The 25,108-nt window shown below is 64.8% G+C and carries 21 protein-coding genes; 11 read left to right on the top strand and 10 right to left on the bottom strand.

What is annotated here, in order from left to right; genetic code table 11:
* Nucleotides 1-21: 21 nt before the first annotated feature.
* Both AC56LY_RS04200 and AC56LY_RS04195 read right to left on the bottom strand, forming a co-directional pair.
* On the bottom strand, nt 22-2,478 hold the full coding sequence (locus AC56LY_RS04200) for a coiled-coil domain-containing protein (RefSeq protein WP_499576823.1): 2,457 nt from the start codon (nt 2,476-2,478) through the stop codon (nt 22-24).
* A 109-nt stretch (nt 2,479-2,587) separates the two neighbouring features.
* Nucleotides 2,588-3,595, bottom strand: coding sequence for a serine/threonine protein kinase (locus AC56LY_RS04195; protein ID WP_499576822.1), 1,008 nt, complete (start codon nt 3,593-3,595; stop codon nt 2,588-2,590).
* A 156-nt stretch (nt 3,596-3,751) separates the two neighbouring features.
* On the opposite strand from AC56LY_RS04195, the gene AC56LY_RS04190 reads away from it, so the two are divergent.
* Together AC56LY_RS04190 and AC56LY_RS04185 are read left to right on the top strand one after the other, a co-directional pair.
* On the top strand, nt 3,752-4,792 hold the full coding sequence (locus AC56LY_RS04190) for an alpha/beta hydrolase (protein ID WP_499576820.1): 1,041 nt from the start codon (nt 3,752-3,754) through the stop codon (nt 4,790-4,792).
* 130 nt (nt 4,793-4,922) lie between these two features.
* Nucleotides 4,923-5,609, top strand: a complete 687-nt coding sequence (locus AC56LY_RS04185) for a UPF0149 family protein (protein ID WP_499452926.1) — start codon at nt 4,923-4,925, stop codon at nt 5,607-5,609.
* A 28-nt stretch (nt 5,610-5,637) separates the two neighbouring features.
* On the opposite strand, the gene AC56LY_RS04180 is transcribed toward AC56LY_RS04185, so the two are convergent.
* Nucleotides 5,638-8,124: an ATP-binding protein gene (locus AC56LY_RS04180; RefSeq protein WP_499576819.1), complete on the bottom strand. Its 2,487-nt coding sequence runs from the start codon at nt 8,122-8,124 to the stop codon at nt 5,638-5,640.
* Between the two features lie 114 nt (nt 8,125-8,238).
* The gene (orn, locus tag AC56LY_RS04175; protein ID WP_499576817.1) at nt 8,239-8,823 is read right to left on the bottom strand and encodes an oligoribonuclease; all 585 of its coding nucleotides are present in this window, start codon (nt 8,821-8,823) and stop codon (nt 8,239-8,241) included.
* A 47-nt stretch (nt 8,824-8,870) separates the two neighbouring features.
* Between orn and AC56LY_RS04170 the strand changes: the two genes are divergently transcribed.
* The 5 genes from AC56LY_RS04170 to AC56LY_RS04150 all read left to right on the top strand — a co-directional run bounded on the left by AC56LY_RS04170 (nt 8,871) and on the right by AC56LY_RS04150 (nt 13,718).
* On the top strand, nt 8,871-10,133 hold the full coding sequence (locus tag AC56LY_RS04170) for a M48 family metallopeptidase (protein WP_499576816.1): 1,263 nt from the start codon (nt 8,871-8,873) through the stop codon (nt 10,131-10,133).
* Complete coding sequence (locus AC56LY_RS04165; protein ID WP_499576814.1) at nt 10,130-10,462, top strand: 4a-hydroxytetrahydrobiopterin dehydratase; 333 nt, start codon at nt 10,130-10,132, stop codon at nt 10,460-10,462. Before AC56LY_RS04170 ends, AC56LY_RS04165 begins: the two co-directional genes overlap by 4 nt.
* Nucleotides 10,459-11,373 (top strand): ribosome small subunit-dependent GTPase A, encoded by a 915-nt coding sequence (gene rsgA / locus AC56LY_RS04160; protein WP_499576812.1) that lies wholly within the window; start codon nt 10,459-10,461, stop codon nt 11,371-11,373. Before AC56LY_RS04165 ends, rsgA begins: the two co-directional genes overlap by 4 nt.
* A gap of 84 nt (nt 11,374-11,457) precedes the next feature.
* On the top strand, nt 11,458-12,381 hold the full coding sequence (gene argF / locus AC56LY_RS04155) for an ornithine carbamoyltransferase (protein WP_499581950.1): 924 nt from the start codon (nt 11,458-11,460) through the stop codon (nt 12,379-12,381).
* 104 nt (nt 12,382-12,485) lie between these two features.
* On the top strand, nt 12,486-13,718 hold the full coding sequence (locus AC56LY_RS04150; protein ID WP_183550422.1) for an argininosuccinate synthase: 1,233 nt from the start codon (nt 12,486-12,488) through the stop codon (nt 13,716-13,718).
* Nucleotides 13,719-13,999: 281 nt separating this feature from the next.
* Here AC56LY_RS04150 and blaOXA (AC56LY_RS04145) read toward each other — a convergent pair whose 3' ends face one another.
* The 6 genes from blaOXA (AC56LY_RS04145) to murB all read right to left on the bottom strand — a co-directional run bounded on the left by blaOXA (AC56LY_RS04145) (nt 14,000) and on the right by murB (nt 19,571).
* On the bottom strand, nt 14,000-14,776 hold the full coding sequence (gene blaOXA, locus AC56LY_RS04145) for a class D beta-lactamase (protein ID WP_499581948.1): 777 nt from the start codon (nt 14,774-14,776) through the stop codon (nt 14,000-14,002).
* Nucleotides 14,776-15,639 (bottom strand): subclass B3 metallo-beta-lactamase, encoded by an 864-nt coding sequence (gene bla, locus AC56LY_RS04140; protein WP_499576811.1) that lies wholly within the window; start codon nt 15,637-15,639, stop codon nt 14,776-14,778. Before bla ends, blaOXA (AC56LY_RS04145) begins: the two co-directional genes overlap by 1 nt.
* Before the next feature lie 9 nt (nt 15,640-15,648).
* Nucleotides 15,649-17,364 carry a class D beta-lactamase gene (gene blaOXA / locus AC56LY_RS04135; protein ID WP_499576810.1) on the bottom strand — a complete coding sequence of 572 codons (1,716 nt, stop codon included), beginning with the start codon at nt 17,362-17,364 and terminating at the stop codon, nt 15,649-15,651.
* The gene (locus tag AC56LY_RS04130) at nt 17,361-17,744 is read right to left on the bottom strand and encodes a BlaI/MecI/CopY family transcriptional regulator (RefSeq protein ID WP_258836062.1); all 384 of its coding nucleotides are present in this window, start codon (nt 17,742-17,744) and stop codon (nt 17,361-17,363) included. The genes blaOXA (AC56LY_RS04135) and AC56LY_RS04130 overlap by 4 nt, the downstream gene beginning before the upstream one ends.
* A 92-nt stretch (nt 17,745-17,836) precedes the next feature.
* A complete protein-coding gene (locus AC56LY_RS04125) occupies nt 17,837-18,544 on the bottom strand; it encodes an SDR family oxidoreductase (protein ID WP_499576808.1) in 708 nt (235 codons plus the stop codon).
* Nucleotides 18,545-18,554: 10 nt separating this feature from the next.
* Complete coding sequence (gene murB / locus AC56LY_RS04120; RefSeq protein WP_499576807.1) at nt 18,555-19,571, bottom strand: UDP-N-acetylmuramate dehydrogenase; 1,017 nt, start codon at nt 19,569-19,571, stop codon at nt 18,555-18,557.
* 143 nt (nt 19,572-19,714) lie between these two features.
* Between murB and AC56LY_RS04115 the strand changes: the two genes are divergently transcribed.
* From AC56LY_RS04115 to fdhD, 4 genes are all read left to right on the top strand, one after another.
* Nucleotides 19,715-20,200, top strand: coding sequence for a YajQ family cyclic di-GMP-binding protein (locus tag AC56LY_RS04115; protein ID WP_343024173.1), 486 nt, complete (start codon nt 19,715-19,717; stop codon nt 20,198-20,200).
* A 178-nt stretch (nt 20,201-20,378) separates the two neighbouring features.
* Nucleotides 20,379-21,647, top strand: coding sequence for a nitronate monooxygenase (locus AC56LY_RS04110; RefSeq protein ID WP_499576806.1), 1,269 nt, complete (start codon nt 20,379-20,381; stop codon nt 21,645-21,647).
* Nucleotides 21,648-21,867: 220 nt separating this feature from the next.
* Nucleotides 21,868-24,195, top strand: a complete 2,328-nt coding sequence (locus tag AC56LY_RS04105) for an FdhF/YdeP family oxidoreductase (protein WP_499576805.1) — start codon at nt 21,868-21,870, stop codon at nt 24,193-24,195.
* Nucleotides 24,192-25,049 (top strand): formate dehydrogenase accessory sulfurtransferase FdhD, encoded by an 858-nt coding sequence (fdhD, locus tag AC56LY_RS04100; RefSeq protein WP_499576803.1) that lies wholly within the window; start codon nt 24,192-24,194, stop codon nt 25,047-25,049. The genes AC56LY_RS04105 and fdhD overlap by 4 nt, the downstream gene beginning before the upstream one ends.
* Nucleotides 25,050-25,108: the final 59 nt, after the last annotated feature.

Genomic DNA, 25,108 nt, shown 5'->3' with positions numbered 1-25,108 from the left:
GGGGCGGACCGCCCGCCTCCGTTATGGTTTGCGATCCGGGTCCAGCTCGCGCTGGGTCGCAATCACTTCTGCCAGCCTGGCGGCCGCCTGCGCCGCCGATGTATCGCCGGCCCGCGCCTGCGACTGCTTGAACCGGCCCAGTACCTCACGGGTCAGGTCCGCCGAGACCGAGCGCTGTCCTGCTTCAACCTTGCGCTCGCCGATGGCGCGCTGCGTCGCTGCCAGCTCGACCGCATCGTCGTCCTGACGCCGGCTTTCCAGATTGACCAGTTGCTTGCGCGCGTCAGCCATCTGCTGCGTCGCGTGCGCCGCCTTGCGCTGCATTTCGGCGTGCTCTTGCGCATGTTCGAGCAGCGCCCGCTGCGCTTCGCGTTTTTCGAGCGCAGCCTGCACGGCCGCCAGCTCGGCCAGCTCGCGCTGGCGCGCCAGTTCGGCCTGGGCCTGCTCGGCGTCGGCGCGCGATACGGCGGCCTGCGCCGCAGCCTGTTCGGATGCCAGGCGCGCTGCCTGTGCTTCGTTGGCACGGGTATCGGCAGCAGCCTGTTCGCGCTGCGCGGCCAGCTTGCGCTCGACCAGCAACAACGCTTCGCGTGCGGCCCGGGTTGCTTCGCGCTCGGCAGCAATGGCCGCCTCGGTCAATGTCACCTGCTGCTGCTCGAGCTCGGCCCGTTCAGCCTGCGCTTGCGCCAGCTCGGCGGCGCGGCGCGCGTGCGCCTGCTGCGCGGTTGCGGCCGCCTCGGCCTGCGAGGCTTCTTCGATGGCTGCGTCGGCCTGCGCCTGCTGCGCTTCCCAGGCAGCGCGCTGCGCGTCTTCGATGCGTCGCTCGGCCTCGACCTTGGCCTGCAGGGCAGCGGCAGCCGCCGCTTCGGCCTCGCCCCGTGCCTGCGCCGCCAGCGTCAGTTCGTGCTCGGCCGCAATTTTCTGATCCAGGGCGGCCAGCGCTTGCGCCTCGGCCGCAGCGCGCTCCTGCTCGGCCTGCACGAGGCGTTCAGCCTGCTCGCGCCGCTGGGCCGCCAGTTGCGCTGCCTCCTGCGCCAACTGCACCTGCGATGCTTCGAGCGCCAGCGCCGCAGCCTCGTCGTCATTCATTGCAGCCTGCGCAGCGGCGGCCGCCTGCGCCAGTGCAGCGCGCTCGTCGGCCAGTGCGCTCTCGCGCCGGTGTTCTTCGGCTTCGCGCTGCGCTGCAGCGGTAGCCGCCTCATCGGCCGCCATGCGCGCCCGCGCGTCGAGTGCCGCCTGCGCTTCGGCTTCCAGCCGCGCCTGCACCTGCTCGCCCGCTTCTTCTTCGGCGCGGGCGCGGTCTTCGGCCACCAGACGCAGCTTGCGGTCGGCTTCGATGCGCGCTTCGGTCGCGGCCAGGATGCGTGTTTCGGCGTCGCGCCGTGCGGCGGCGCTCGATGCCGCCATCTGTTCTTGCCGCTCGCGGTGCACGGCCGCGTCGCGGATGTCTTTCTCGGTCTGCAGGCGCATGCGCAGCGACTGGCCGGCCACCCGTTCGGACTCGGCCTGGGCCAGCGCGATCGCCTCGCGTTCCTGCTCGATATGGGCGTAGGCGCGCGCTTCTTCGAGTGCGCGCGCTTCGGCTGCGGCGCGGGCGAAGGCCGACGTGAGCGCGATCTGGTCGGCGCGCTCGCGCTGCTGGGTCAGTTCGAGGGCTTCGGCCTCGGCGTCGGCCAGTTTCTCGGCGGTCTGACGCGCAGAGCGTTCGGCCCGCTCGCGCTCGCGCGCCAGGATGGCGATACGGGCGTCAGCGCTGGCGTTGTGCTGCACTTCTTCACGCGCCGCCTCGACGGCAGCCATGCGCTCGACCGCCTGCAGGCGCGCCTGCTCGGTGTGCACGACCAGTTCGTCGGCCGCGCGAGCGGCCTTGGCAGCCAGTTCGGCTTCGGCTTCGATCTGGGCCGTCGCGCGGCGGCGCGCTTCTTCTTCGAGACGCGCACGGGCTTCGGTAGCGACCCGGACTTCGGTGTCGCTTTTCACGCGCGCACGCAGCTCGGCTGTTTCCTGGCGAATCGCATCCAGCCGCTCGCTCGACGCCTGCGCGGCGGCGCGCAGCGAATCGAGGCGTTCGCGGTTGGCGGCAATGGCGTCTTCGGAGGCCTGCGAATTGGCTTGCGCTGCCGCAGCGGCAGCGGCATCGATCGAGGCGCGCTCGTCGGCCAGCGAGCGGGCGCGCGCTTCGGCGTGGTGGCGGCTCTCGGCCGCCATATTGGCCTTGGCTTCGGCCTCGACGCGCGCGATCGCTTCCTGGATTTCGCGCATCTCGAGTGGTTTGCGACCTGGACCGGCAAATTCGGTTGGTTCCGCCCCGGCCGGTAGCACCGGCGTGACCGGCACCATCGGCTGCGCAAAGGCGGCAGCCGGCGTTGGCATTGGCACTGACATTGACACCGCATCGGCCGGCGCCAGCGCGCCGGCGGCCGGCGACAGGTCGATCGTGAAGTCGGTGTCGTCTTGTGGGGCTGGGTTCGGTTCCATGCGGAGTCTCTGTAGCGGCAGTCCTGTTGATTATCCGGCAAAACCGGTTCCCGTGCTATGCCGAACTGGGTGGCAATCGTGCGTCAGCTTGGCGCTTTGCCACGCCCTTCTACATCTGCCACAGCGGCGGCTCATCCATCAACGCGACCTGCTCGCGCAATTCAAGAATGCGATCCTGCCAGTAACGCTGCGTATTAAACCAGGGGAATGCGGCCGGAAACGCCGGATCGGTCCAGCGCATCGCCAGCCACGCCGAGTAATGGATCAGGCGCAGCGTACGCAGCGCTTCGACCAGGTACAGCTGGCGCGGGTGGAAATCGCAGAAATCCTCGTAGCCGGCCAGCACATCGGCCATCTGGCCCACCATCTCCTGCCGCTCGCCGGAGAGCAGCATCCACAGATCCTGCACCGCCGGGCCCATGCGGCTGTCGTCGAAGTCGACGAAGTGCGGCCCGTCGGGCGTCCACAACACGTTGCCGCCGTGGCAGTCGCCGTGCAGGCGCACGAGTGGCAGTTCGCCGGCGCGCTCGTAGCAGCGCGTCACGCCTTCCAGCGCCTGTTCCATCACGCTCGACCAGGCCGGCATCAGCTCGGGTGGCACGAAGTCGTGGCTGCGCAGCCAGTCAAACGGCTCTCGGCCGAACGTGACCGGGTCGAGCGCCGGACGCAGCAGGAACGGCTTGACGGCGCCGTGCGCATGGATGCGGCCAATGAAACGGCCAATCCATTCCAGCACGGCGGGGTCACCCAGCTCGGGGGCGCGCCCGCCTCGGCTTTCGAACACCGAAAAACGGAAGCCGTCGAACGTGTGCAGCGTGCGCCCGTCGATGTCGATGGCCGGCACCACGGGGATCTCTTGCGCCACCAGCTCGGCCACGAAACCGTGTTCTTCCAGGATGGCCTCATCGCTCCAGCGCTCGGGCCGGTAAAACTTGACCACGACCGGCTCGCCCTCTTCACGGCCGACACGGTACACCCGGTTCTCGTAGCTGTTGAGCGCCAGCAGGCGCCCGTCACCGTGCAGGCCGACGCTGTCGAGCGCATCGAGCACGGTCGCTGGATCCAGCCGCGCGTAGGGATGGTCGGGCGTTTCGTTATCGAGGTTCAAATTATCCATGCCCCATTGTACGGTGGCGCACGTGCGCGTGGTGATTGTGAACAATTGGGTACTGTTGTGTTCGTTCTCGCACAGAGTGTGACAATGTAACAAGGTTTCATGACATGTATGTATCCGCGCATCGTGCTGCGGACAAATCACCGCATAGGACTGACCATGAAAAAACTGACTTTGACCGTCGTCGCTCTCGCTGCTGGCCTCCTGGCCGGCACCGCCATCGCACAAACCGCTGCCCAGCCGGCGAAAGCCGAGCCGAACATGCAGAAAGTGCTGGACGCGATGGCGGCCCTGAAGCCGAAGCCGATCGAAACCCTGAGCCCGGAAGAAGCGCGCAAGCAGCCAACCCCGAGTGACGCTGTCAAGAAAGTGCTGACCGACGCCGGCAAGAGCACGGCGCCGGAACCAGGCGTCACGATGAAGACGCAATCGATCCAGGGCAAGGGCGGCAGCTTCCCGATCCATATCTTCACGCCTGAAGGCACCGGCCCGTTCCCGGTTGTCGTGTACTTCCACGGCGGCGGCTTCGTGATTGCCGACACCAAGGTGTATGAAGCATCGGTGCGTGGCCTGGCCAAGAAGGCCAAGGCGATCGTGATCTCGGCCGACTACCGTCTGGCGCCAGAGCACAAGTTCCCGACCCAGACCGAAGACGCATTCGCGGCTTACCAGTGGGCGCTGGCCAATGCCAAGAGCATCAATGGCGACCCGATGCGCGTGGCAGTGGCGGGCGAATCGGCCGGCGGCAACCTGGCAACCGTCGTGTCGATGATGGCGATGGAAAAGAAAATCCAGATGCCGGTGCACCAGCTGCTGGTGTATCCAGTCGTGAACGACGACATGAACAACGAGTCGTACAAGAAGAATGCCAACGCCAAGCCGCTGAACAAGGCGATGATGACGTGGTTCTTCAAGCACTATGGCGCCGATCCGAAGAGCCCGTACGCACTGCCAATGAAGGCTGCCTCGCTCAAGGGCCTGCCACCGGCAACCGTGATCACCGCAGAAATCGATCCGCTGATGACCGAGGGTAAGGCCTACGCCGACCGCCTCAAGAAGGAAGGCGTGACCGTCAACTATCGCCACTTCACCGGCGTGACCCACGAGTTCTTCGGCATGGAAGCCGTGGTACCGAAGGCGAAAGAAGCCCAGCAGTTCGCAGCTGACGAGCTGACCAAGGCGTTCAACGCCAAGCGTTAAACCTTTTGCACTGAAGTAAACGTTGCAAGCAGCGCCTCGCCGGCAGGTTTTTCGTGCCCGGCGACGGCGCAGGCGTTACACTGGCGCCTTTGACGCAACAGGCGCGCTCGCGCCACAGACCACCTACCCCATGCACCTCGAACAGCCCCTCTCCGAAAAAGAATTCGACGAACTCGACCAGTTCCTGCTCTCCGACCGTTGTTCCGACGACGCGATGACGATGGACACCCTGCACGGCTACCTGACCGCCATCGCGATCGGCCCGGAATCGATCATGCCGGCCGAGTGGCTGCCGATGGTCTGGGGCGAAGACGAGGCCGCCGCGCCGAAATGGAAGAACAAGCGCGACGAAGAACGCATCGTCAACCTGATCATGCGCTTCATGAACGAAGTCCTGATCACGTTCGAGGTCGCGCCGAAGGATTTCGAGCCGCTGTTCTGCGAGCACGACGTCGATGGCAAGGTCCTGATCGATCCGGAAGCCTGGTGCTGGGGGTTCTGGGAAGGCGTCGAACTGCGCGCCGGTTCATGGGATGCGATCTGGGACAGCGATGTGGCTGAACTGATCCGTCCGATCTACCTGCTGGGCGCGGACGAAATCGAAGAAGCCGAGCTGGCCGAGGTCGACGATCCGGTCAAGGTGCATGCCCTGGCGTTGCAGATCGAGGCCAACGTGCCAGCGATCTACCGTCACTGGCTGCCACTGCGCAAGCCGGCCGTGGAAACCATCGTGCGCGATGAGCCGAAGGTTGGCCGCAACGACGATTGCACCTGCGGCAGCGGCAAGAAATTCAAGAAGTGCTGCGGCGCTGAATAAGCACCCCGGGGGATTGGCGGCCCGGCCGTCAATCCTGCCCGACGTTCTCCCCGACCTGTTCGGCCGTCCTGGCCGGCACCCCGGCCAGCACCTCCAGCAACACCTCCACATCGAGCGGCTTGACCAAGTGGTGCGCAAATCCTGCCGCCAGCGCCGCTTCGCGATCCTGCGGCTGTCCATAGCCCGTCACGGCAACCAGCACTGAACCGGCCATGCCGGGGTCCTGCTGCAGGCGCCGTGCCAGTTCGTGGCCGTCAATGTCAGGCAAGCCGATATCGAGCAGGCAGACATCGGGCTGCATGCTGCGCGAACGCGCCAGCGCGCCCAGCGCCCCGTGCTCGATCGCCACGTCATGCCCCTGCGCTGCCAGCAGCAGGCCGAGCATCTCGGCCGCATCGGTATTGTCATCGACCACCAGCACTTTCAGACGCCCGGTGGCGGCTGGCGCCGTGACCACGGGCGCCGGCAACTCTGGCGCCTCGTCTACCAGCAGCGGCAACGTGATGACGAAAGTGCTGCCCTTGCCCAGTCCCGGACTCGAACAACCCACCGTGCCGCCGTGCAGCTCGACCAGATGCTTGACCAGCGCCAGCCCGAGCCCCAGGCCACCCTGGGCGCGGTCGGACGAGCGCTCGGCCTGCGTAAACAGGTCGAACACGCGCCCGGTGAGTTCGAGATCCATGCCGATGCCCTCGTCGCGCACGCTCAGCACCAGGCGCGTGCCATGCAGGTCGGCGCGCAGGTCGATGCTGCGCCCGGCCGGCGTGTACTTGGCCGCATTGGCCAGCACGTTGGCCACCACCTGCACCAGGCGCGCCTTGTCGCCGAGCACCGCCACGCCGGCCGACGGCAGGCGCACGGTGAGGGTCTGTGCGCGCGTGTCGACCGTCGGGCGCACCTGCTCGATCGCCTCTTCGATGACGGTGCGCGCCGCCACGCGCGCCTGGCCCAGCGTGATCAGGCCACGCGTCACGCGCGAGACGTCGAGCAGATCGTCCACCAGCCGCGTCATGTGGCGCACCTGGCGGCTGATGATGGTGCTGCTCTGGTGCACCCGGCGCGCATCGACGTTGCCGAGCCGGAGCAGTTCGGCCGCCGCGCTGATCGGCGCGAGCGGATTGCGCAGTTCGTGCGCGAGCATCGCCAGGAATTCGTCCTTGCGGCGGTCGCCCTCCACCAGCTTTTCTTCGGCCAGCTTGCGGTCGGTAATGTCGCGGAAGAACGTGGCGATGCCACCATCCTGCGTTGGATAGGCGCGGATATCGATCCAGACGCGGCGGCCATCGGGAAACACGCGGCACTGTTCGGCGCTGCCGGCCTTGCGGGTCGCCATCGCGCTGTGGTACATGCGGCCGGCCTCGCAATCGCTCATGGCCGGGAACACCGCCCAGTGATTGCGTCCGATGACCTCGTCGCTCGTGACGTCGCAGATGCGTAAACCTTCGGCGTTCATGCGCTGCATTACCCAGTTGCGGTCGAACAGCGCGAAGCCTTCGGAGATATTGGCGAAGATCTCGCGGCCCCGGTCGCGCTCCTCGCGCAGCATCGCATGCGCACGCGCCGTGCCGGCCGCGGCCCAGGTGCGCTCGGCAACGTCGCGCGCCAGCCGGATATCGTGTTCGGTCCAAAAGCGCGGCGCCGGCGCATCGACACACAGGCACGCGGCCAGGCGGCCCGCAGCCATCAATGGCACCACCAGCATGGCGCCTATGCGCTCGCCAAACGGCGACTGCAGCGCGCGCGGATCGCTGGCGGTGTCGTGGATGCTCACCACGGCGCCCTGCTGCAGCGCCGCCATCATCGCCGGACCGAAGCGGTCCGGCTGCGCCTGCGGCGCGCTGTCCGCCAGCGCCGACAGGCAGGGTGCGGCCAAGGTTCCGCTGAGCGGATCGATCTCGGCATACCGCGCGCGCGTCGTGGTCGAGTCCGCGCTCAATTCTGCACCCAGCAGCGCACTGGCGGTGGCAATCACGTCACCCGGATCGGCCAGCACGGCCAGCGCGTCGGACAGCATGAGCCGGAACGCCGCGCGGCGCTCGCCCAGCATGCGGGCCGTGGTTTCCATCGCGGTACAGAACAGACCGGCGACACTGCCGCCGTCGGCATGCAGCGGGGCGTACGAAAAGGTGAACCAGGTGCGCTCGGGATAGCCGTTACGCAGCAGGCACAGCGCGTAATCTTCGAAAAAGACCGGCTTGCCCGCCATCGTGCGTTCGATCTGCGGCTGCAGCTCGGGCCAGACCTCGGGCCACACGGCCGCGAACGGCTGGCCGAGCGCACTTGGGTGGCGCTCGCCGAGGATCGGGATATACGCATCGTTGTACAGGACAATGTGCTGTGGCCCCCACGCAACGAACATCGGGAAGGCGGAATGCAGCATCATGTCGACGGCCGTCTGGAGGGACGACGGCCAGGTGTCGGGTGCGCCGAGCGGGCACTGGCGCCAGTCGTGGCTGCGCATCTGCGCAGCCATCACACTGTCACCCGAAAAAGCAGTAGCGGAGAGCGAGGCCATGCCCGGGATTGTCGCATAACTTCCTTGCCGGATTGCAGCTTTTTCCGGTTTGACAGTGACCCTTGCGCAACTTTACAACTCTCGCATTACCGTTAAGGCATCACAGCTTACGCATCACAGTTTGATGAAGTGCTCACGGTAGTAGCGCAGCTCTTCGATCGACTCGACGATGTCGGCCAGCGCCGTGTGCTTCTGGTGCTTCTTGAAGCCGGACGCCAGCTCGGGCTTCCAGCGGCGGCACAGTTCCTTCAGCGTCGACACGTCGAGGTTGCGGTAGTGGAAGAACGCTTCGAGCTTCGGCATGCCACGGGCCATGAAACGGCGGTCCTGGCAGATCGAATTGCCGCACATCGGCGACTTGTTCTTCGGCACGTATTGCTTGAGGAACTCGATCAGTTCGAGTTCGGCCTGGGCTTCGGTCACGGTCGACGCCTTCACGCGGTCGATCAGGCCCGACTTGCCGTGGGTGCCCTTGTTCCAGTTGTCCATCTTGTCCAGTGTTTCATCGGACTGGTGAATGGCAAAAACCGGGCCTTCGGCGATGATGTTCAGGTCGGGATCGGTCACAACGACGGCGACCTCGATGATGCGGTCATTGTCCGGGTCGAGGCCCGTCATTTCCATGTCGAGCCAGACGAGGTTGAATTCATTGGGACGCTGGGTCGTGCCCGGCACTGCGGAAGGTGTCGCTTGTGACATAATTCTCTCTTTGCCTAATCAATCCTGCATTTTCTCACAGGCACAGAATGTCTTCATTCGCGTTTTCGGTTTTGTTCGTCGTTTTCCTGCTGCTCACGTTGTCGCTGCGCACCTGGCTGGCCGCGCGCCATATCCGCCATATCGCGCGCCACCGCGCCAGCGTGCCGGCCGAGTTTGCGCCGAAAGTGCCACTGGCGGCGCACCAGAAAGCGGCCGACTACACCGTCGCCAAGACCCGGCTTGGCCTGATCGGCACGCTGTGGGGGGCCATTGTCCTGATCGGCTTCACGCTGATGGGCGGCCTGCAACTGCTGTCGCTGGCAATTCTGCCATTCACCGGCCCCGGCCTGATGCATCAGCTGGTGCTGGTCGTGGCGTTTGCCGTGATCGCCAGTGTGCTCGACCTGCCGCTCGACTGGTATCGCCAGTTCGTCCTCGAGCAGCGCTTCGGCTTCAACAAGATGACGCCCGGCCTGTGGTGGGGCGACCTGGTCAAGAGCACGTTCGTGGGCGCACTGATCGGCCTGCCGCTGCTGTGGGTCGTGCTCAAGCTGATGGAAGCAAGCGGCGCGTTGTGGTGGCTGTACACGTGGTTCGTCTGGAGCGGGTTCCAGCTCCTCATGATCGCGTTCTACCCGACCGTCATCGCGCCGCTGTTCAACAAATTCACGCCACTGGCCGACGTCAGCCTCAAAGAGCGCATCGACGGCTTGATGACGCGCGTGGGCTTTGCGTCGCGCGGCCTGTTCGTCATGGATGGCAGCAAGCGCAGCGCCCACGGCAACGCGTATTTTTCGGGCTTTGGCCGGGCCAAGCGCATCGTGTTCTTCGACACGCTGCTGTCGCGCCTGGAGCCGCAGGAAATCGAAGCGGTGCTGGCGCACGAACTGGGCCACTTCAAGCTGCGCCACATCGTCAAGCGCGTGGCGACGCTGTTCGCGATCTCGCTGGCCTTCCTCGCCCTGCTGGGCTACCTGAAAGGCCAGGCCTGGTTCTACACGGGCCTGGGCGTCCTGCCGTTCATGAACGCGTCGAACGATGGCATGGCGCTGATCCTGTTCATCCTCGTGTTGCCGGTGTTCACCTTCGTGCTCGCGCCGCTGAGCTCGATCACGTCGCGCAAGCACGAATTCGAGGCCGATGCCTTCGCTGCGCAGCACACCGACCACCGCGACCTGGTGTCGGCGCTGGTGAAGATGTACGAGGACAATGCGTCGACGCTGACGCCCGATCCGCTGCACTCGGCGTTCTACGATTCGCACCCGCCGGCATCGGTCCGGGTCAAGCGCCTGACGATGGCGGCCGCATGAAACTAGAACAGCGCCACTGTACGCGGCAAGGGGTTGCACTCGACCGGGCGGCCATCGCCACGCTGCTGCACGAAGTGCCCGGCTGGAGCGTGGCCGACAACGTGCTGGCGCGCACCTTCACGCTGCCCGACTACCGCGCCACGATCGCATTCGTCAACGCGGTGGCAACGCTGGCCGAGCACGAAGACCATCACCCCGAGATGACGGTGGGCTACACCACCTGCCGCGTCGGCTGGACCACCCATTCTGCGGGCAGCGCGCTGTCCGACAACGACTTTATCTGCGCCGCGAAAGCCAATGCGCTGTACCTCAACCAGGAAAACGCATGAGCGCATCCCCCACTGAACTGACCGGTACCATCATCGCGGCCCACGGCCGCCACTACCTGGCCGACATCGACGGCGAAAAACTGCAGTGCGTCACGCGCGGCAAGAAGACCAATGTGGCCGTGGGCGACGTCGTCCATGTGGTCCGGACATCCGAGAACCAGGCCGTGATCGAGCGCATCGCCGAGCGCACCACACTGCTGTACCGCTCTGACCAGTACAAATCCAAGCTGCTGGCGGCCAACATCTCGCGCCTGTTCGTCGTGATCGCCACCGAGCCCGGCTTTGCCGACGACCTGGTGTCACGCTCGCTGGTAGCGTGCGAGGCGGCCGGCATCGAGGCGCACCTTATCCTCAACAAGACCGACGTGACCGACCTGCTGCCCCGCGCACGGGAGCGCGCTGCGCAGTATTCACGCCTCGGCTACCCGGTGCACGAGGTCTCGGCCCAGGCGCATCCTGAAGAAACCGTGGAAATCCTCAAGCCGCTGCTGGCCGGCCAGTCGTCGATTTTCATCGGCCAGTCGGGCATGGGCAAGTCGTCGCTGATCAACCTGTTGATCCCGGACGCCGACATCGCCGTGCGCGAAATCTCGGCCGCGCTGGATACCGGAAAGCACACGACCACCTTCACGCGCCTGTACTGGCTGCCTGAAGTCGATGGCAAGGCGAGCGCGATCATCGATTCGCCAGGCTTCCAGGAATTCGGCCTGTACCACCTGAGCGAAGGCATGCTCGAGCGCGCTTTTGTGGAGTTCAAGCCGTATCTGGGTGGCTGCAAGTACTACAACTGCCGCCACATGGCCGAGCCGTTCTGCGCCATTCTCGATGCGGTGGCAGAGGGCAAGATCTGGAAGCACCGCCATGAACTCTACGGGCAATTGCTGCACGAATCGGCGCAGACCCTGTACTAAGGACCTGACTACTTTCCCTAACGGAAAGAAATTCCCCTTATAATTCAAGGGACAAACATCGCAGCAGACACGAGCAGACTTATGATGACGAGCACCCCACCGATCAAGCACTTCCTGCAGTTTTCCGACTTCACGCGCGACGAGTTCGAATACGTTATCAAGCGCGCGGCGATCATCAAGCGCAAGTTCAAGGCCTATGAGGTGTATCACCCGCTGGTCGACCGCACGCTGGTGATGGTGTTCGAGAAAAGCTCGACGCGCACGCGCCTGTCGTTCGAAGCCGGCATGCACCAGCTGGGCGGCGCCGCCATCTACCTGAACACGCGCGACAGCCAGCTCGGCCGTGGCGAACCGGTCGAAGACGCCGGTCAGGTGATCAGCCGCATGTGCGACATTATCATGATCCGCACTTTTGGCCAGGACATCATCGACCGCTTCGCCGCCAACTCGCGCGTGCCGGTCATCAATGGCCTGACCAATGAACACCATCCGTGCCAGGTGCTGGCGGACGTGTTCACGTTCCACGAGCACCGCGGCTCCATCGCCGGCAAGACCGTCGCATGGATCGGCGACGCCAACAATATGCTGTACTCGTGGCTGCAGGCAGCCGAAGTGTTCGGCTTCCACCTGAACGTCGCCACCCCGAAAGGCTACGAGATGGACCCGAGCCTGGTCTCGACCACGCGCTACACCCGGTTCGACAACCCGTCGGACGCCTGCGAAGGCGCGCACCTGGTCAATACCGACGTCTGGACCAGCATGGGCTACGAGAAGGAAAACGCCGAGCGCATGAAGGCGTTTGACGGCTTCATCGTCGACGAGGCCAAGATGGCCCGCGCCGCGAGCGACGCGCTGTTCATGCACTGCCTGCCGGCGCACCGCGGCGAAGAAGTGGCCGCCGAAGTCATCGACGGCCCGCAATCGGTGGTCTGGGACGAAGCCGAGAACCGCCTGCACGTGCAAAAAGCCCTGATCGAGTACCTGCTGCTCGGCCGTATCGAAGATTGATTTTTACCCCTGAAGCTTGATCGTTGGCCGTCCAGCCCGGCGCGTGCCGGGCTGGATTTGCGAGCCAGCTGACCATTACCCTCCCTCCATCACTGGAACATCCCATGAGCGACATCAAGAAAGTAGTACTTGCCTATTCCGGCGGCCTCGACACCTCCGTCATCCTGAAATGGCTGCAAGACAATTACGGCTGCGAAATCGTCACCTTCACCGCCGACCTCGGCCAGGGTGAAGAACTGGAACCGGCACGCGCCAAGGCCATCAAGTTCGGCATCAAGCCAGAGAACATCTATATCGACGACGTGCGCGAAGAATTCGTGCGCGACTTCGTCTTCCCGATGTTCCGCGCGAACACCGTGTACGAAGGCGAATACCTGCTGGGCACGTCGATCGCGCGTCCGCTGATCGCCAAGCGCCTGATCGAGATCGCCAACGAAACCGGCGCCGACGCCGTTTCGCACGGCGCGACCGGCAAAGGCAACGACCAGGTGCGTTTCGAGCTGGGCGCGTACGCCCTGAAGCCAGACGTCAAGATCATCGCGCCATGGCGTGAATGGGACCTGCTGTCGCGCGAAAAACTGCTGAAGTACGCAGAAGACGCGGGCATCGCGGTGGACATGAAGCACAAGAACGGCGGCGCGCCGTACTCGATGGACGCCAATCTGCTGCACATCAGCTTTGAAGGCCGTCACCTGGAAAACCCGAGCGCCGAAGCCGAGGAATCGATGTGGCGCTGGACCGTCTCGCCAGAAGCGGCGCCCGACGAAGCGGAATACCTGGACGTCGAATTCGAGCGCGGCGACATCGTCGGCCTGAACGGCAAGCGCCTGTCGCCAGCCGCCGTCCTGACCGAGCTGAACCGCCTGGGCGGCAAGCACGGCATCGGCCGCCTGGACCTGGTGGAAAACCGTTACGTCGGCATGAAGTCGCGCGGCTGCTACGAAACCCCGGGCGGCACGATCATGCTGCGCGCGCACCGCGCGATCGAATCGATCACGCTCGACCGCGAAGTGGCGCACCTGAAGGACGACCTGATGCCACGCTACGCGTCGCTGATCTATAACGGCTACTGGTGGGCGCCGGAACGCGTCGCGCTGCAGACGCTGATCGACCACACGCAGGCCACCGTCAACGGCTGGGTGCGCATCAAGCTGTACAAGGGCAATGTCATCGTCGTGTCGCGCGATTCGAAGACCGACTCGCTGTTCGACATGAACATCGCAACGTTCGACGAAGACGGCGGCGCGTACAACCAGGCTGACGCTGGCGGCTTCATCAAGCTCAATGCGCTGCGCATGCGGATTGCGGCGAAGGCACGCGCCAAGCGCGGGCAGTAAGTTCAGCGACCGGCCACAAAGCCGGCCGGTCACAGAAACAGCTGGGTCACAGCTGGGGTCAGGTCTGACATTCGGACACAACCTCAGCCTTAGCCACTTCTAACTTGCACAGCTGGGGTCAGGTCTGACATTCAGACACAGCCTCAGCTTTAACGATTTCCAATGGTGTCTGGCCCAGCATTAACATTGCGCGGCGCTACCTTATTTCGACTACCCTACTGTCGAGATCGTGTCCGAATGTCAGACCTGACCCCGGCTTTTAACATCAAACGGTACAAGCGCTACAGCAGTCTCAGCGACTGCAACGCCGCTTTCGCCAGCGACACGCGCTTGTCGTCGGCCCCGTCCGGGATGTCGATGTTCAGCGCGAACGTGTAGAGCTTGCCGTCCTTTTTGATCCAGCCGACCCACCAGCCGATATCGGGCTGACCGGGCCGCATGCCCCAGCCGGTTTTTGCATACAGTTCGGCCGGGCCATCCTGGCGTGCAATCGCGCGCACGGCGTCCATGTGCACGTTCTTGAACGGCAGCTGGCCCTGCGCCAGCCGGGCCAGGAACACGGTCTGCTCGAGCGCGCTGATTTCGAGCGGGCCATCGAGCCAGAAGCGATCCACGACTGTGCCAATGTTTATGTTCCCGTAATTCATGCGCACGAGCGCGCCGCGCATGCGCTCCAGGCCGATGCGCCGTGCCACTTCCTGGTAGACGGGCACGTTCGAGATTTTGATCGCTTCGCGCAGGCCCATGTCCCGTGCCCACTCGGGGCGGGCGACCGGCTTGCCGCCGTACGGCACGATCTCGTCGACCGAGGCCACGGCGCCGGTGCTCAGTGCGATCAGCGAGTTCGCAAGCTTGAAGGTCGACGCCGGGATGAAACGTTTGGCGGCGCGCTGGCGGTCGTGGCCCGTGTCGGTGTCCAGCGCCACGTCGTGCACGACGAACGTGCCGGTGACGCCCTCTTTCTTGAACAGCTGCGTGATGGCCGGGCTGTCGCGCCATTCGGCGGCCTGAACGACGGCGCCAAACGCCATCAGGACGAGTGCAACAACATGCTTGATCATTGGTCTGCTTCCTTGGCCAGTCGGGTGGCCAGACGCGCACGCGCCTTGTCGGCATACGTGCGGCAGGCGGTGATGTCGATGAAGGCAGCATTGCCTCGCGCAGCGCGGCGGGCGTAGCGTTGCCACAGATCGCTGCCTTCCGGGTGCGCCGAGACCAGCACGTCGCACGGCAGGCCGGCCACTGTCGCAATCGAGCGTTCAAGGTTTGCGCGCGCCGTCGGATAGGCAGGATGGCCGCGGTAGCGGAATGGCCCCGCTGCGATCGCGTTCAAGCTGTCGGCGTACACCATGTGCGCCGTCCGGCTGCCTTCGACGGCGTTCCAGGTCCAGCTTGCGCCGCCCTGCGTGTGGCCGGGCGTGGCGTGCATGGTGACTGCCAGCGGGCCGAGCTTGACGACGTCGCCGTCGGCCACGGCCCGCACGCGGGCAGTTGGTGCCATCGGCTGAAGGTCGGTGTATTGCGGGTCACCCTTGTCGGCCTGGCCGCTCGCCAGCACCGGTACGGCAGCGCTGCCGACCAGGACCTCGGCGCCCGACAGGCGCTGCAGCTCGGCGATGCCGCCTGCGTGATCGGCGTGTGCGTGCGAGTTCAGGATGAAGCGGATATCTTCGACCTTGAAGCCGAGCTGGCGCATATTGCGCACGATCTGCGGGGCCGATTTCTCGCTGCCGCCGTCGATCAGAATGTGGCCCTGTGGCGATGTGATCAGGACCGCCGACAGCCCATGCGTACCGACATAGTAGGTGTTGCCGTACAAGGCAAACGGTTGCTGCGGCGTGTTCCAGTCGTTGGCTGCAGCAGGCTGCAGGCACGCGACGAGGCCAGCCGCGGCCAGTGCCAGGCTTGTGTGTTTCATCATGACGATTCCTTATGTGGGCGGTGACAGCGTTGCGAGCCTTCCAGGCAGGGCGCGCAGGAAGTGTTCTTTCAGGAGCGGCCCGGCCGCGCGGTCGGGGTGGCGCGGACCAAGGTTCTGCCGCGCGAAGACGACGGTGCGCCCATCCTTAGTGGCCCAGCCGACGAACCAGCCCAGCGCGCGGTCTGCGTCCCCGGCCCCATCGCCCGACGCAGTGCCGGTTTTGCCGTACACCTGCCAGCCATTGGCCGACGTGGGCAAGCGCAGCAGCTGCGCCGTCATGTCGAAGGCGTGCGCGCTGACGGGCAGTTCGCGGTTGGCAACCTTGCGCAGAAAAGCGACCTGCTCGCGCGGCGAAACCTGCAGCGATGAGGCGATCCAGGCGATGTCGACGCCGCCGGTCAGGTCCTGGTTGCCGTAGTCGAAGCGGCCCACGTAATCCTGCACGCGGCGCTCGCCCAGCCGGCTGGTGACCTGCTGCGCGTACCAGACGGTCGAATTGCGGATCCAGCTCGTCGGATCGGTGGCGGCGCGCCACGATGGCTGCCAGTCGACGTAGCCGTCCTTGAACGGCAGCGCCGGTGTATGAGCATCCTGCAGGATGCCGGCATCGAATCCCATCAGGCTCACGGCGATATTAAAGATCGACGCGGGCGTGGTGCGCACGTCGCAGCGCCCTTCCTCGACCAGCACCGCCCCCGTGGCAGCATCGAGCATCAGCGTGCAGTCGAGCGTTTCCGGTGCATCGCCCCAGGCCAGCGCTGGCTGCAGGGCCAGATTGGCGCCGAACACCAGCGCCAGTGCAGCCAGGCCGGCGCACCGGGCACGGCCGGCATTCCGGGCGAGGAACGGCGTGCGGATCAATGCGACACGCGCGGTCAGCGTGTCCGGCGCGACGCCGCCAAAGGCCAGCGCATTCGCTGGCGCCGCCTGGAACTGGAAGCGCAGCTGCGCGACCAGCGCGGCCGCGTAGGCCTTGCGCTGGATCTGCGGCCGGCCGCGCAGCACGTCACGGTCGCAGCCCAGTTCCTGGGCCCAGACCAGACGCGCGCGCAGCAGGCGCATTGCGGGATTGAACCAGCACAGCGCCTGCAATAGCGCGCAGGCGGCGAGCCACCACAGATCGCCCCGGCGCCAGTGCGTCAGTTCATGGGCGACGATCAGGTCGCGCTGCAGCGGATCGATCGTTCGCAGGGCCAGCGGCAACAGCAGGCGCGGTCGGAACGGGCCGACCAGCATCGGGGAAATGGGAGCGTCGACTTCGATAATAGGTGGCAATGCTGCGTCCGCTGGCAGGTGCGCACCGACGAGCAGCAACCGTGCCAGCGCGTGCTGTCCATGGACCAGGCGCGCAAGCATCCACAGCAGACCACCCGTGTAAGCCAGCGCCCATGCCCACGCGGCCCAGGCCAGCCATGATCGCGGTTCTGCCAACGTGCTGATGCGCCCGACAGTCTGGGTGGACGTGGCGACCGTGGCAGAGGTCATGGGCGACAGGTCGACGTCGAACACGGGCAGCATGTGAAGCTGCTGCGCCTGCGGCAGCATCAGGATGATGAAGGTGGCCACAAGCGCGACCTGCCCCAGCATCCACGGGGTGCGCTGCATGCCGAGCGCCGGCAGGTACCGTCGCGCCAGCGCCATCACGCCCCACACGGCCACGCCAGCCGCCAGGCAGCCGATGCTGGCAAACAGGAAGCGGATGAGCGTCGCGTCGAGCAGGTTCATGGCGCCGCGTCCTTGTCGACCGGCCAGTCGTTGAGCAATTGCTCCAGCCGCGCGAGCTCGTCGTCGTCCACCAGCTTGCTGCCAGTGAACATATTGACCGGCAGCGGCGTGTCGATCTCCATCACGCGCTTGCCAAAATCATGGGCGAACGCGGCCAGCGTATCGACCTTGTCGCTGACCGCCGCATACACCTGCACGCCATGGCGTAGCTCCTGGCGCACCATGCCTTTATCGAGCATGCGCTCAAGCGTCTTGCGGGTGGACGAATACGACCAGCCCAGTTCGGCCTCGACCGCGTCGTGGATTTCACGTGCGCTGAGCGGCTGCTGGCGCCACAGCGCCTTGAGCAGGCTGAGTTCGGAAATCGAGGGTACGGCCATGGCAACAGTCCTTGACGTGACGCTTGATGTGACGACTGCCGCAATGATGCGACAACTGTCGCACCTACGTCAACAAAAACTTGTTGCGACCGTCAGTTGCGCAAGTCGTCGACCGCCTCGCGACCAAAGTCAGGCGCGAGCAGGTAGTCGGCCAGGTTGCGCGCGCAATCCTCGGGCGAGGTCAAGCCACCGGTATCCTTCATCTCGACGAAGCGTTCGCGCAGCGGGAAGTTGGCGTCGGGCGTGGCGCGGATCGCCGCCTGCATGTCAGTGTCGATGACACCCGGCGCCAGGCTGACTGCCAGCACGCGCGGGTCGCCGTCAAGCTGGACAGCCCGCGCATGCTGGTCAAGCGCAGCCTTCGTCGCGCAGTACACGGCCCAGCCAGGATAGGCATTGCGCCCTGCCCCGCTGGAAATATGCAGGATGCGCCGCGTCGACTCGGGCGCGGCCTGCACGAATGCGGCGGCCAGCGCCAAAGGCGCACCGACATTGAGCATCACCGCCTGCAGCACGGCGGCCGGGTCCTGCGCGGCGAGCTGCCCCACCGGCGTGACAACACCGGCGTTGTTGACCAGGTACGCTGCCTCGGCGCCGGCGAGGAAATCGCGCAGCGCCGGGCCAGCCAGCCAGGCCTGCAATGCAGCCGGATCGGCCATGTCGACTTCGGCCTGTTCGATGCCGGCCAGCGCAGAACGTCCGCGCGCCAGGCCCAGCACGGCCAGGCCGCGCGCCTTTAATTCGGCCGCGATGGCGGCCCCGAGGCCACGGGTATGGCCGGTGACGATGACTTTTTTCATGAAGCGTTCCTTAGATGAAGACGGGTTCGGGTTCAAGCATCACGCCGTAGCGGGCCGCCACATCGGCCTGGATCGCCGCGGCCAGCCGGACAACATCCTGCCCCGTGGCCCCGCCCAGGTTGACGAGCACCAGCGCCTGCTTGTGGTAAACGCCGGCCGCGCCCAGGTGGCGGCCCTTCCAGCCGCACTGGTCGATCAGCCAGCCAGCGGCCAGCTTGAACGTGCCGTCTGGCTGGGCGTGGTGCACCAGATTCGGAAACTGCGCGAGCAGGCGCGCGCATTCCGTGTTTGACACCACCGGGTTCTTGAAGAAGCTGCCGGCGTTGCCGATTTCGCGCGGATCGGGCAGCTTGCGGCGCCGGATCGCTTCGACCAACAGGCCGATGTCGTTGGGCGTGGGCGACGCCAGGCCGGCTTCGCGCACCGCATTGCCCAGCTCTGCGTAGCGCAGGTTTGGCTCCCACGCGCGCGGCAGCGCAAAGGTCACGTCCAGCACGACCAGATTGGCGCCATCGGGGTGCTTGAAGATGCTGTCGCGGTAGCCGAAGCGGCAGGCGGCGGCGTCCAGCGTGCGCGTGGCGCCGCTGGCCATGTCGTAGGCAGTGAGGCTATGGAGTACATCCTTGGTTTCCACGCCATACGCCCCCACATTCTGGATAGGCGCGGCGCCCACGGTGCCCGGTATCAGGGACAGGTTTTCCAGTCCGCCAATGCCTTGCTCCAGCGTGAAGCGCACGAACGCATGCCAGTTTTCGCCGGCCTGGGCGCGCACGAGGATCTTGCCGGCCTCTTCGCCCCGCACCTCGCGGCCCTGCCCCGTCATGTGCAGCACCAGACCCTCGACGTCGCGCGTGAACAGCAGATTGCTGCCGCCGCCAAGCACCAGGCGCGGCAAGGCCGCCAGCGCCGGATCGGCACGCACTGCGGCCAGTTGCTCGGCGCCATCCACGCGCAGGTAGTGGCGCGCGCGGGCGGGAATGCGGAAGGTGTTGAACGTGTCGAGCGGCTGGTCGTGAATGAGAGGCATGATGTAACGGCGTAAAAGTGTCGTTTCATTATAGTGGTTCGTGCATTCCCGGCTTTCCACACGGGTGAAACGATCGCGATTCGGGCTGCCGTCCGCTAAAATAGAGCAATTCATCTATATGCAAACTATAAAAAGGACACACCATGCCATCGTTTGATGTCGTCTGCGAAGCAGACATGGTCGAAGTAAAGAACGCGATTGAACAATCGAACAAAGAAATCACGACCCGTTTTGATTTCAAGGGCAGCTCGGCCAATGTCGAGCAAAAAGACAAGGAACTGACGCTGTTTGCCGATTCCGATTTTCAGCTGACCCAGGTCAAGGATGTGCTGATCAACAAGATGGCCAAGCGCAAGGTGGACGTGCGTTTTCTGGACGAAGGCAAGGTCGAGAAAATCGGCGGCGACAAGGTCAAGCTGGTGATCAAGGTGCGCAACGGCATTGAAACCGACGACGCAAAAAAGATCACCAAGCTGGTCAAGGAAAGCAAGATGAAGGTACAGGCGAGCATCCAGGGCGAATCGGTGCGCATCACCGGCGCCAAGCGCGACGACCTGCAGACGGCCATGGCCATGCTGCGCAAGGACGTGCAGGACCTGCCGCTGGCCTTCAACAACTTCCGCGACTGATCGGTATCAGCGCGTTGCAAAGGGCCGGCTTGACCGGCGCTGGCACGGGGCGCTACGTGGACAATGTGTCCGCTGAAGCCTTGTAACGCTTGGAGTAAAATGGCGCCGTGTGCCGACCCAGGGTCGACTCTCGCACACCGCAGCCACTCCGGGCAGATTAGGTAGTCTAAGGATAGCAATGAAACGTGTTGATGATTTCCGCCTGCGCATGGGCAACAAGGAATACGTGCCCATCATGATCGGCGGAATGGGTGTGGACATTTCGACGTCCGAACTGGCGCTGGAAGCAGCCCGCCTGGGCGGTATCGGCCATATCTCCGATGCAATGTCGCAAGACGTGTCCGACCGCAAGTTCGACACCACGTACGTCAAGGAAAAAACCAAGACCTACAAGTTCAACATCAACAACATGAACAAGGCCGTGGTCCAGTTCGATCTGGATCACCTGGCCGAGGCCACGCGCCGTCATGTCAGCTCCACCATGGAAGCGAAGAAAGGCGATGGCCTGATCTACGTGAACTGCATGGAAAAGCTGACCATGAACGCGCCAAAGGAAACGCTGCGCGTGCGCCTGGCATCGGCCCTGGACGGCGGCATCGACGGCATCACGCTGTCGGCGGGCCTGCACCTGGGTTCGTTCGAGCTGATCAAGGATCACCCGCGTTTTCGCGATGCGCACCTGGGCATCATCGTCTCGTCCGTCCGCGCGCTGCAACTGTTCCTGCGTAAAGTCTCGCGCCTGGACCGCAAGCCCGACTTCATCATCGTCGAAGGTCCGCTGGCCGGTGGCCACCTTGGCTTCGGCATGGACGACTGGAAGCAATACGACCTGCACACGATCATGGACGAGATCCATGCGTTCGTGAAGGCCGAGCAACTGGGCATCCCGGTGATTGCCGCCGGTGGCGTGTTCACCGGTTCGGACGCCGTCAGCTTCCTCGAAAAAGGCGCAGGCGCAGTCCAGGTCGCCACGCGCTTTACCGTGACCACCGAATGCGGCCTGCCTGACGACGTCAAGCAGGAATACTTCCGCGCCAGCGAAGAAGACATCGAAGTCAACGGCATCTCGCCGACCGGCTATCCGATGCGCATGCTCAAGAATACGCCGGCCATTGGCTCGGGGATTCGCCCGGGCTGCGAATCGTATGGCTATCTGCTCGATGCGACCGGCAATTGCTCGTACATCAATGCCTACAACCGCGAGGTGCAGGCGCATCCCGAGCTGAAAAAAGTCACGGTGATGGACAAGACCTGCCTGTGCACGCACATGCGCAACTTCAATTGCTGGACGTGCGGGCATTACACGTACCGCCTGAAGGACACGTCGCATCTGCTGGCCGATGGCAAGTACCAGATCCTGAGCGCCCAGCACGTGTTCGAGGATTACCAGTTCAGTGTCAACAACGAGATCGCCCTGCCGGAAAAGCAGGAAATCGTCGCAGCGTAATCGCGCGACGTAATCTCGTCTGTTGCTGTTGCTGTTGCCGCTTCGCACGGCAACCACTAAAACGTCATTCCTGCCCCGCGGGAATGACGTTATTGCGTTTACCCCTGAATGAACCGCCTTGTCCCGCCCCTGCCCCGTGATCGCCGCTGAATGTGCGCAGGCGCACCGAAGCCGTCTTGCATGAACGTTACGGTAACCATTCCATCAGCGGGAGTGAGCAATGAGCGAAGAGAAAAAGCAGGTCCGTATTACCAAAGCGACGATGCCGGCCGGTGGCTGGGGTTCCGTTGGCGACGTCAGCACGATCCTGACCGACCAGAACGTCGTCGTCAAAGACACGGGCTTGCTGCTCAAGCAAAACAAGCCGGATGGCTTTGCCTGCGTCAGCTGCGCCTGGGCCAAGCCGGCCAATCCGCACCCCTTCGAATTCTGTTCCAGCGGCGCCAAGGCCACCGCCTGGGAAACCACGAGCAAGTCCATCGGCGCCGACTTTTTCCAGCGCCACACCCTGACCGAGCTCGAAGGCTGGAGCGACCATGAGCTCGAAGACCACGGCCGCCTGACCACACCGCTGCGCTACGACGCCGCCAGCGACAAATATGTGCAGGTCGAATGGGACGTGGCCTTCAACGAGATCGGCGCCACGCTGCGCGGTTTTGACCCTAAGCAGGTCGTGTTCTACGCATCAGGCCGCGCCTCGCTGGAAACGTCGTACATGTACCAGCTGCTGGCGCGCATGTACGGCAACAACAACCTGCCGGACAGCTCGAACATGTGCCACGAAAGCACGTCGGTCGGCCTGCAGAAGACAATCGGCATCGCCGTGGGCACGGTCCAGCTGAGCGACTTCGAGGACACCGACTGCATCCTGTTCTTTGGCCAGAACGTGGGCGTCAACAGCCCGCGCATGCTGCACCAGCTGCAAGAAGCGCGCAAGCGCGACGTGCCGATCATCACCTTCAACCCGCTGCGCGAGCGCGGGCTGGTGAGCTTCACCAATCCGCAGTCGCCACTGGAAATGCTGACCAGACAAGAGACGGCGATTTCGACCCAGTACCATCAGGTCAAGCCGGGTGGCGACACGGCCGTCATCATGGGCATGTGCAAGGCGATCTTCGCCCTCGACGATGCAGCGCTGGCGGCCGGCGAACAGCGCGTGATCGACATCGCATTCATCCAGGAACACACCAACGGTTTCGGCGACTTCGAGCAGGCCGTGCGTGCCTGCTCTTGGGAAGCCATCGAGCGCGAAGCGGGCCTGTCGCAAGCGGCGCTCGAAGAGGCAGCGGGCGTGTATGCCAGGTCGAGCGCCGTGCTGGGCGTGTACGGTATGGGCCTGACCCAGCACCGTAATGGCGTGCAGAACGTGACGATGCTGGTCAACCTGTTGCTCCTGCGCGGCAATATCGGCAAGCCGGGCGCCGGCATCTGCCCGGTGCGTGGCCACTCGAACGTGCAGGGCCAGCGCACGGTGGGCATCACCGAAAAACCCGAACTGGCGCCGCTCGACAAGCTCAAGGAACAATTCAACTTCGAGCCGCCACGCGACATGGGCCTGACGACGGTCGACGCCTGCGAAGCCATCATCAAGCGCGAGCTGCAAGGCTTCATCGGCCTGGGCGGCAATTTCCTGCGCGCCGTGCCGGAAACGGTGCTGATGGAAGCGGCCTGGCGCGAGCTGCCGCTGACGGTGCAGATTGCTACCAAGCTCAACCGCAACCACGTCATCCACGGTAAGGCAGCATACCTGCTGCCATGCCTGGGCCGGATCGAAATCGACCGCCAGGGCTCGGGCGACCAGTCCGTGTCGGTCGAGGACAGCACGTCGCACATGCACGGCTCGCGCGGCATGACCGAGCCGGCCGCGCCCGGTCTGCTGTCCGAGCCGGCGATCGTGGCCGGTATCGCCAAGGCGACGTTGGCGCCCAACCCCAGCGTCGACTGGGACGCCTGGGTGGCCGACTACCGGGTCATCCGCAAGGCGATGGGCATCACGTTCCCCGAGATTTTCAAGGATCTGAACGAGCGCATGTGGACGCCGGGTGGTTACCGCAAGCCACTGGCGGCTGCCGAGAGGGTCTGGAAGACCGAGAGCGGCAAGGCGGAATTCACGGTACCCGAAGAACTGCCGGGCAACCCGAACATGCCGGGCGGCCCCGACATCCTGCGCCTGTTTACGATCCGCAGCGACGGCCAGTTCAACACGACGATCTACAGCAACGACGACCGCTTCCGCGGTGTCCACGGCAGCCGCATGGTGCTGTTCATGAATGCGGCCGACATGGAACGCTATGGCCTGGGCAAGGGTGACGTGGTGGCGCTGCGCACGCATGCGGACGATGGTGTCGACCGGCGCGTCGAGGGCTTGCAGATCGTGCCCTACGATGTTCCGACCGGCTGCATCGCCGGTTACTACCCGGAATGCAATCCGTTAATTCCACTCTGGCACCATGCCAAGGAAAGCAAGGTGCCGGCGGCAAAAGCCATCGACGTCCTGCTCGAACGCACCCGCAGTGGGATCCCCAGCGGTGCCACGAGCGTCGTATGAACGCGCGCACGTCCTTCCCCGGCGACGGCGGGCCGGACTTCCCCGTTGCCAGCAGCCTGCCGGCCGCCTGCTGGCAGGCTGGTGCGAGTGAAGCACTGGCCGAGGTGCTGGCCGAGGAAGTGCCCGTTGCACTCGTCTACAACGGCATCAGCCACGCTGTGATGCTGGCCTCGCCGCAGGATCTGGACGACTTTGCACTGGGCTTTTCGCTGTCCGAACGCATCGTGCGTCAGGTGGCAGACATCCGCGATATCGCGATCGAGCCGGGCCCGCACGGTATCACGGTATCGATGGACATTGCCCCTGGCGCCATGGCGCGCCTGAAGGAAACCCGGCGCGCGCGCACCGGCAAGACCGGCTGCGGCCTGTGCGGCGTGGACAGTCTGGCCTGGTTCGAGCGCGAAACGGGCCTGCTCGACGCCCGCGATGGCGGCGCGCACGGCGTGACGGCGCAGTTCGCACCGGCGGCGCTGCACCGCGCGATGGCCGCGATGAACGCGGACCAGCGGCTGCACCAGGCAACCGGCGCCGTGCATGCAGCCGGCTGGGCCGACCGCGACGGCGTGCTGCGCACCGTGCGCGAAGATGTCGGTCGCCACAATGCACTCGACAAACTGATCGGCGCAGTCGCGCGCGATGGCCTGGCGGCCGACAGCGGCTTTGTCGTCGTGACCAGCCGGGCCAGTTTCGAGATGGTGCAAAAGACCGCGCGTGCCGGCATCGCCGTGCTGGCAGCCATTTCGGCGCCCACGGCCATGGCCGTGCGCATGGCCGATGCGGCCGGTGTGACGCTGGCCGGCTTCGTGCGCGCCGGTCGCCACGTCGTCTACAGCCATCCGCAGCGTCTCGTGTAGCTGCCGCCGCACACTGCACGCGGTCGTTGCGGTGCCATGTTGAACGGGTATATGCTGGA

The organism is Telluria sp. ZT3P25 (assembly GCF_059685895.1).
This window is presented reverse-complemented; position numbering and strand designations above follow the sequence as displayed.

Coding starts and splice junctions, on each gene's coding strand:
- AC56LY_RS04200 (WP_499576823.1), bottom strand. CDS start 2,478: ATGGAACCGAACCCAGCCCCACAAGACGACACCGACTTCACGATCGAC.
- AC56LY_RS04195 (WP_499576822.1), bottom strand. CDS start 3,595: ATGGATAATTTGAACCTCGATAACGAAACGCCCGACCATCCCTACGCG.
- AC56LY_RS04190 (WP_499576820.1), top strand. CDS start 3,752: ATGAAAAAACTGACTTTGACCGTCGTCGCTCTCGCTGCTGGCCTCCTG.
- AC56LY_RS04185 (WP_499452926.1), top strand. CDS start 4,923: ATGCACCTCGAACAGCCCCTCTCCGAAAAAGAATTCGACGAACTCGAC.
- AC56LY_RS04180 (WP_499576819.1), bottom strand. CDS start 8,124: ATGGCCTCGCTCTCCGCTACTGCTTTTTCGGGTGACAGTGTGATGGCT.
- orn (WP_499576817.1), bottom strand. CDS start 8,823: ATGTCACAAGCGACACCTTCCGCAGTGCCGGGCACGACCCAGCGTCCC.
- AC56LY_RS04170 (WP_499576816.1), top strand. CDS start 8,871: ATGTCTTCATTCGCGTTTTCGGTTTTGTTCGTCGTTTTCCTGCTGCTC.
- AC56LY_RS04165 (WP_499576814.1), top strand. CDS start 10,130: ATGAAACTAGAACAGCGCCACTGTACGCGGCAAGGGGTTGCACTCGAC.
- rsgA (WP_499576812.1), top strand. CDS start 10,459: ATGAGCGCATCCCCCACTGAACTGACCGGTACCATCATCGCGGCCCAC.
- argF (WP_499581950.1), top strand. CDS start 11,458: ATGACGAGCACCCCACCGATCAAGCACTTCCTGCAGTTTTCCGACTTC.
- AC56LY_RS04150 (WP_183550422.1), top strand. CDS start 12,486: ATGAGCGACATCAAGAAAGTAGTACTTGCCTATTCCGGCGGCCTCGAC.
- bla (WP_499576811.1), bottom strand. CDS start 15,639: ATGATGAAACACACAAGCCTGGCACTGGCCGCGGCTGGCCTCGTCGCG.
- blaOXA (WP_499576810.1), bottom strand. CDS start 17,364: ATGAACCTGCTCGACGCGACGCTCATCCGCTTCCTGTTTGCCAGCATC.
- AC56LY_RS04130 (WP_258836062.1), bottom strand. CDS start 17,744: ATGGCCGTACCCTCGATTTCCGAACTCAGCCTGCTCAAGGCGCTGTGG.
- AC56LY_RS04125 (WP_499576808.1), bottom strand. CDS start 18,544: ATGAAAAAAGTCATCGTCACCGGCCATACCCGTGGCCTCGGGGCCGCC.
- murB (WP_499576807.1), bottom strand. CDS start 19,571: ATGCCTCTCATTCACGACCAGCCGCTCGACACGTTCAACACCTTCCGC.
- AC56LY_RS04115 (WP_343024173.1), top strand. CDS start 19,715: ATGCCATCGTTTGATGTCGTCTGCGAAGCAGACATGGTCGAAGTAAAG.
- AC56LY_RS04110 (WP_499576806.1), top strand. CDS start 20,379: ATGAAACGTGTTGATGATTTCCGCCTGCGCATGGGCAACAAGGAATAC.
- AC56LY_RS04105 (WP_499576805.1), top strand. CDS start 21,868: ATGAGCGAAGAGAAAAAGCAGGTCCGTATTACCAAAGCGACGATGCCG.
- fdhD (WP_499576803.1), top strand. CDS start 24,192: ATGAACGCGCGCACGTCCTTCCCCGGCGACGGCGGGCCGGACTTCCCC.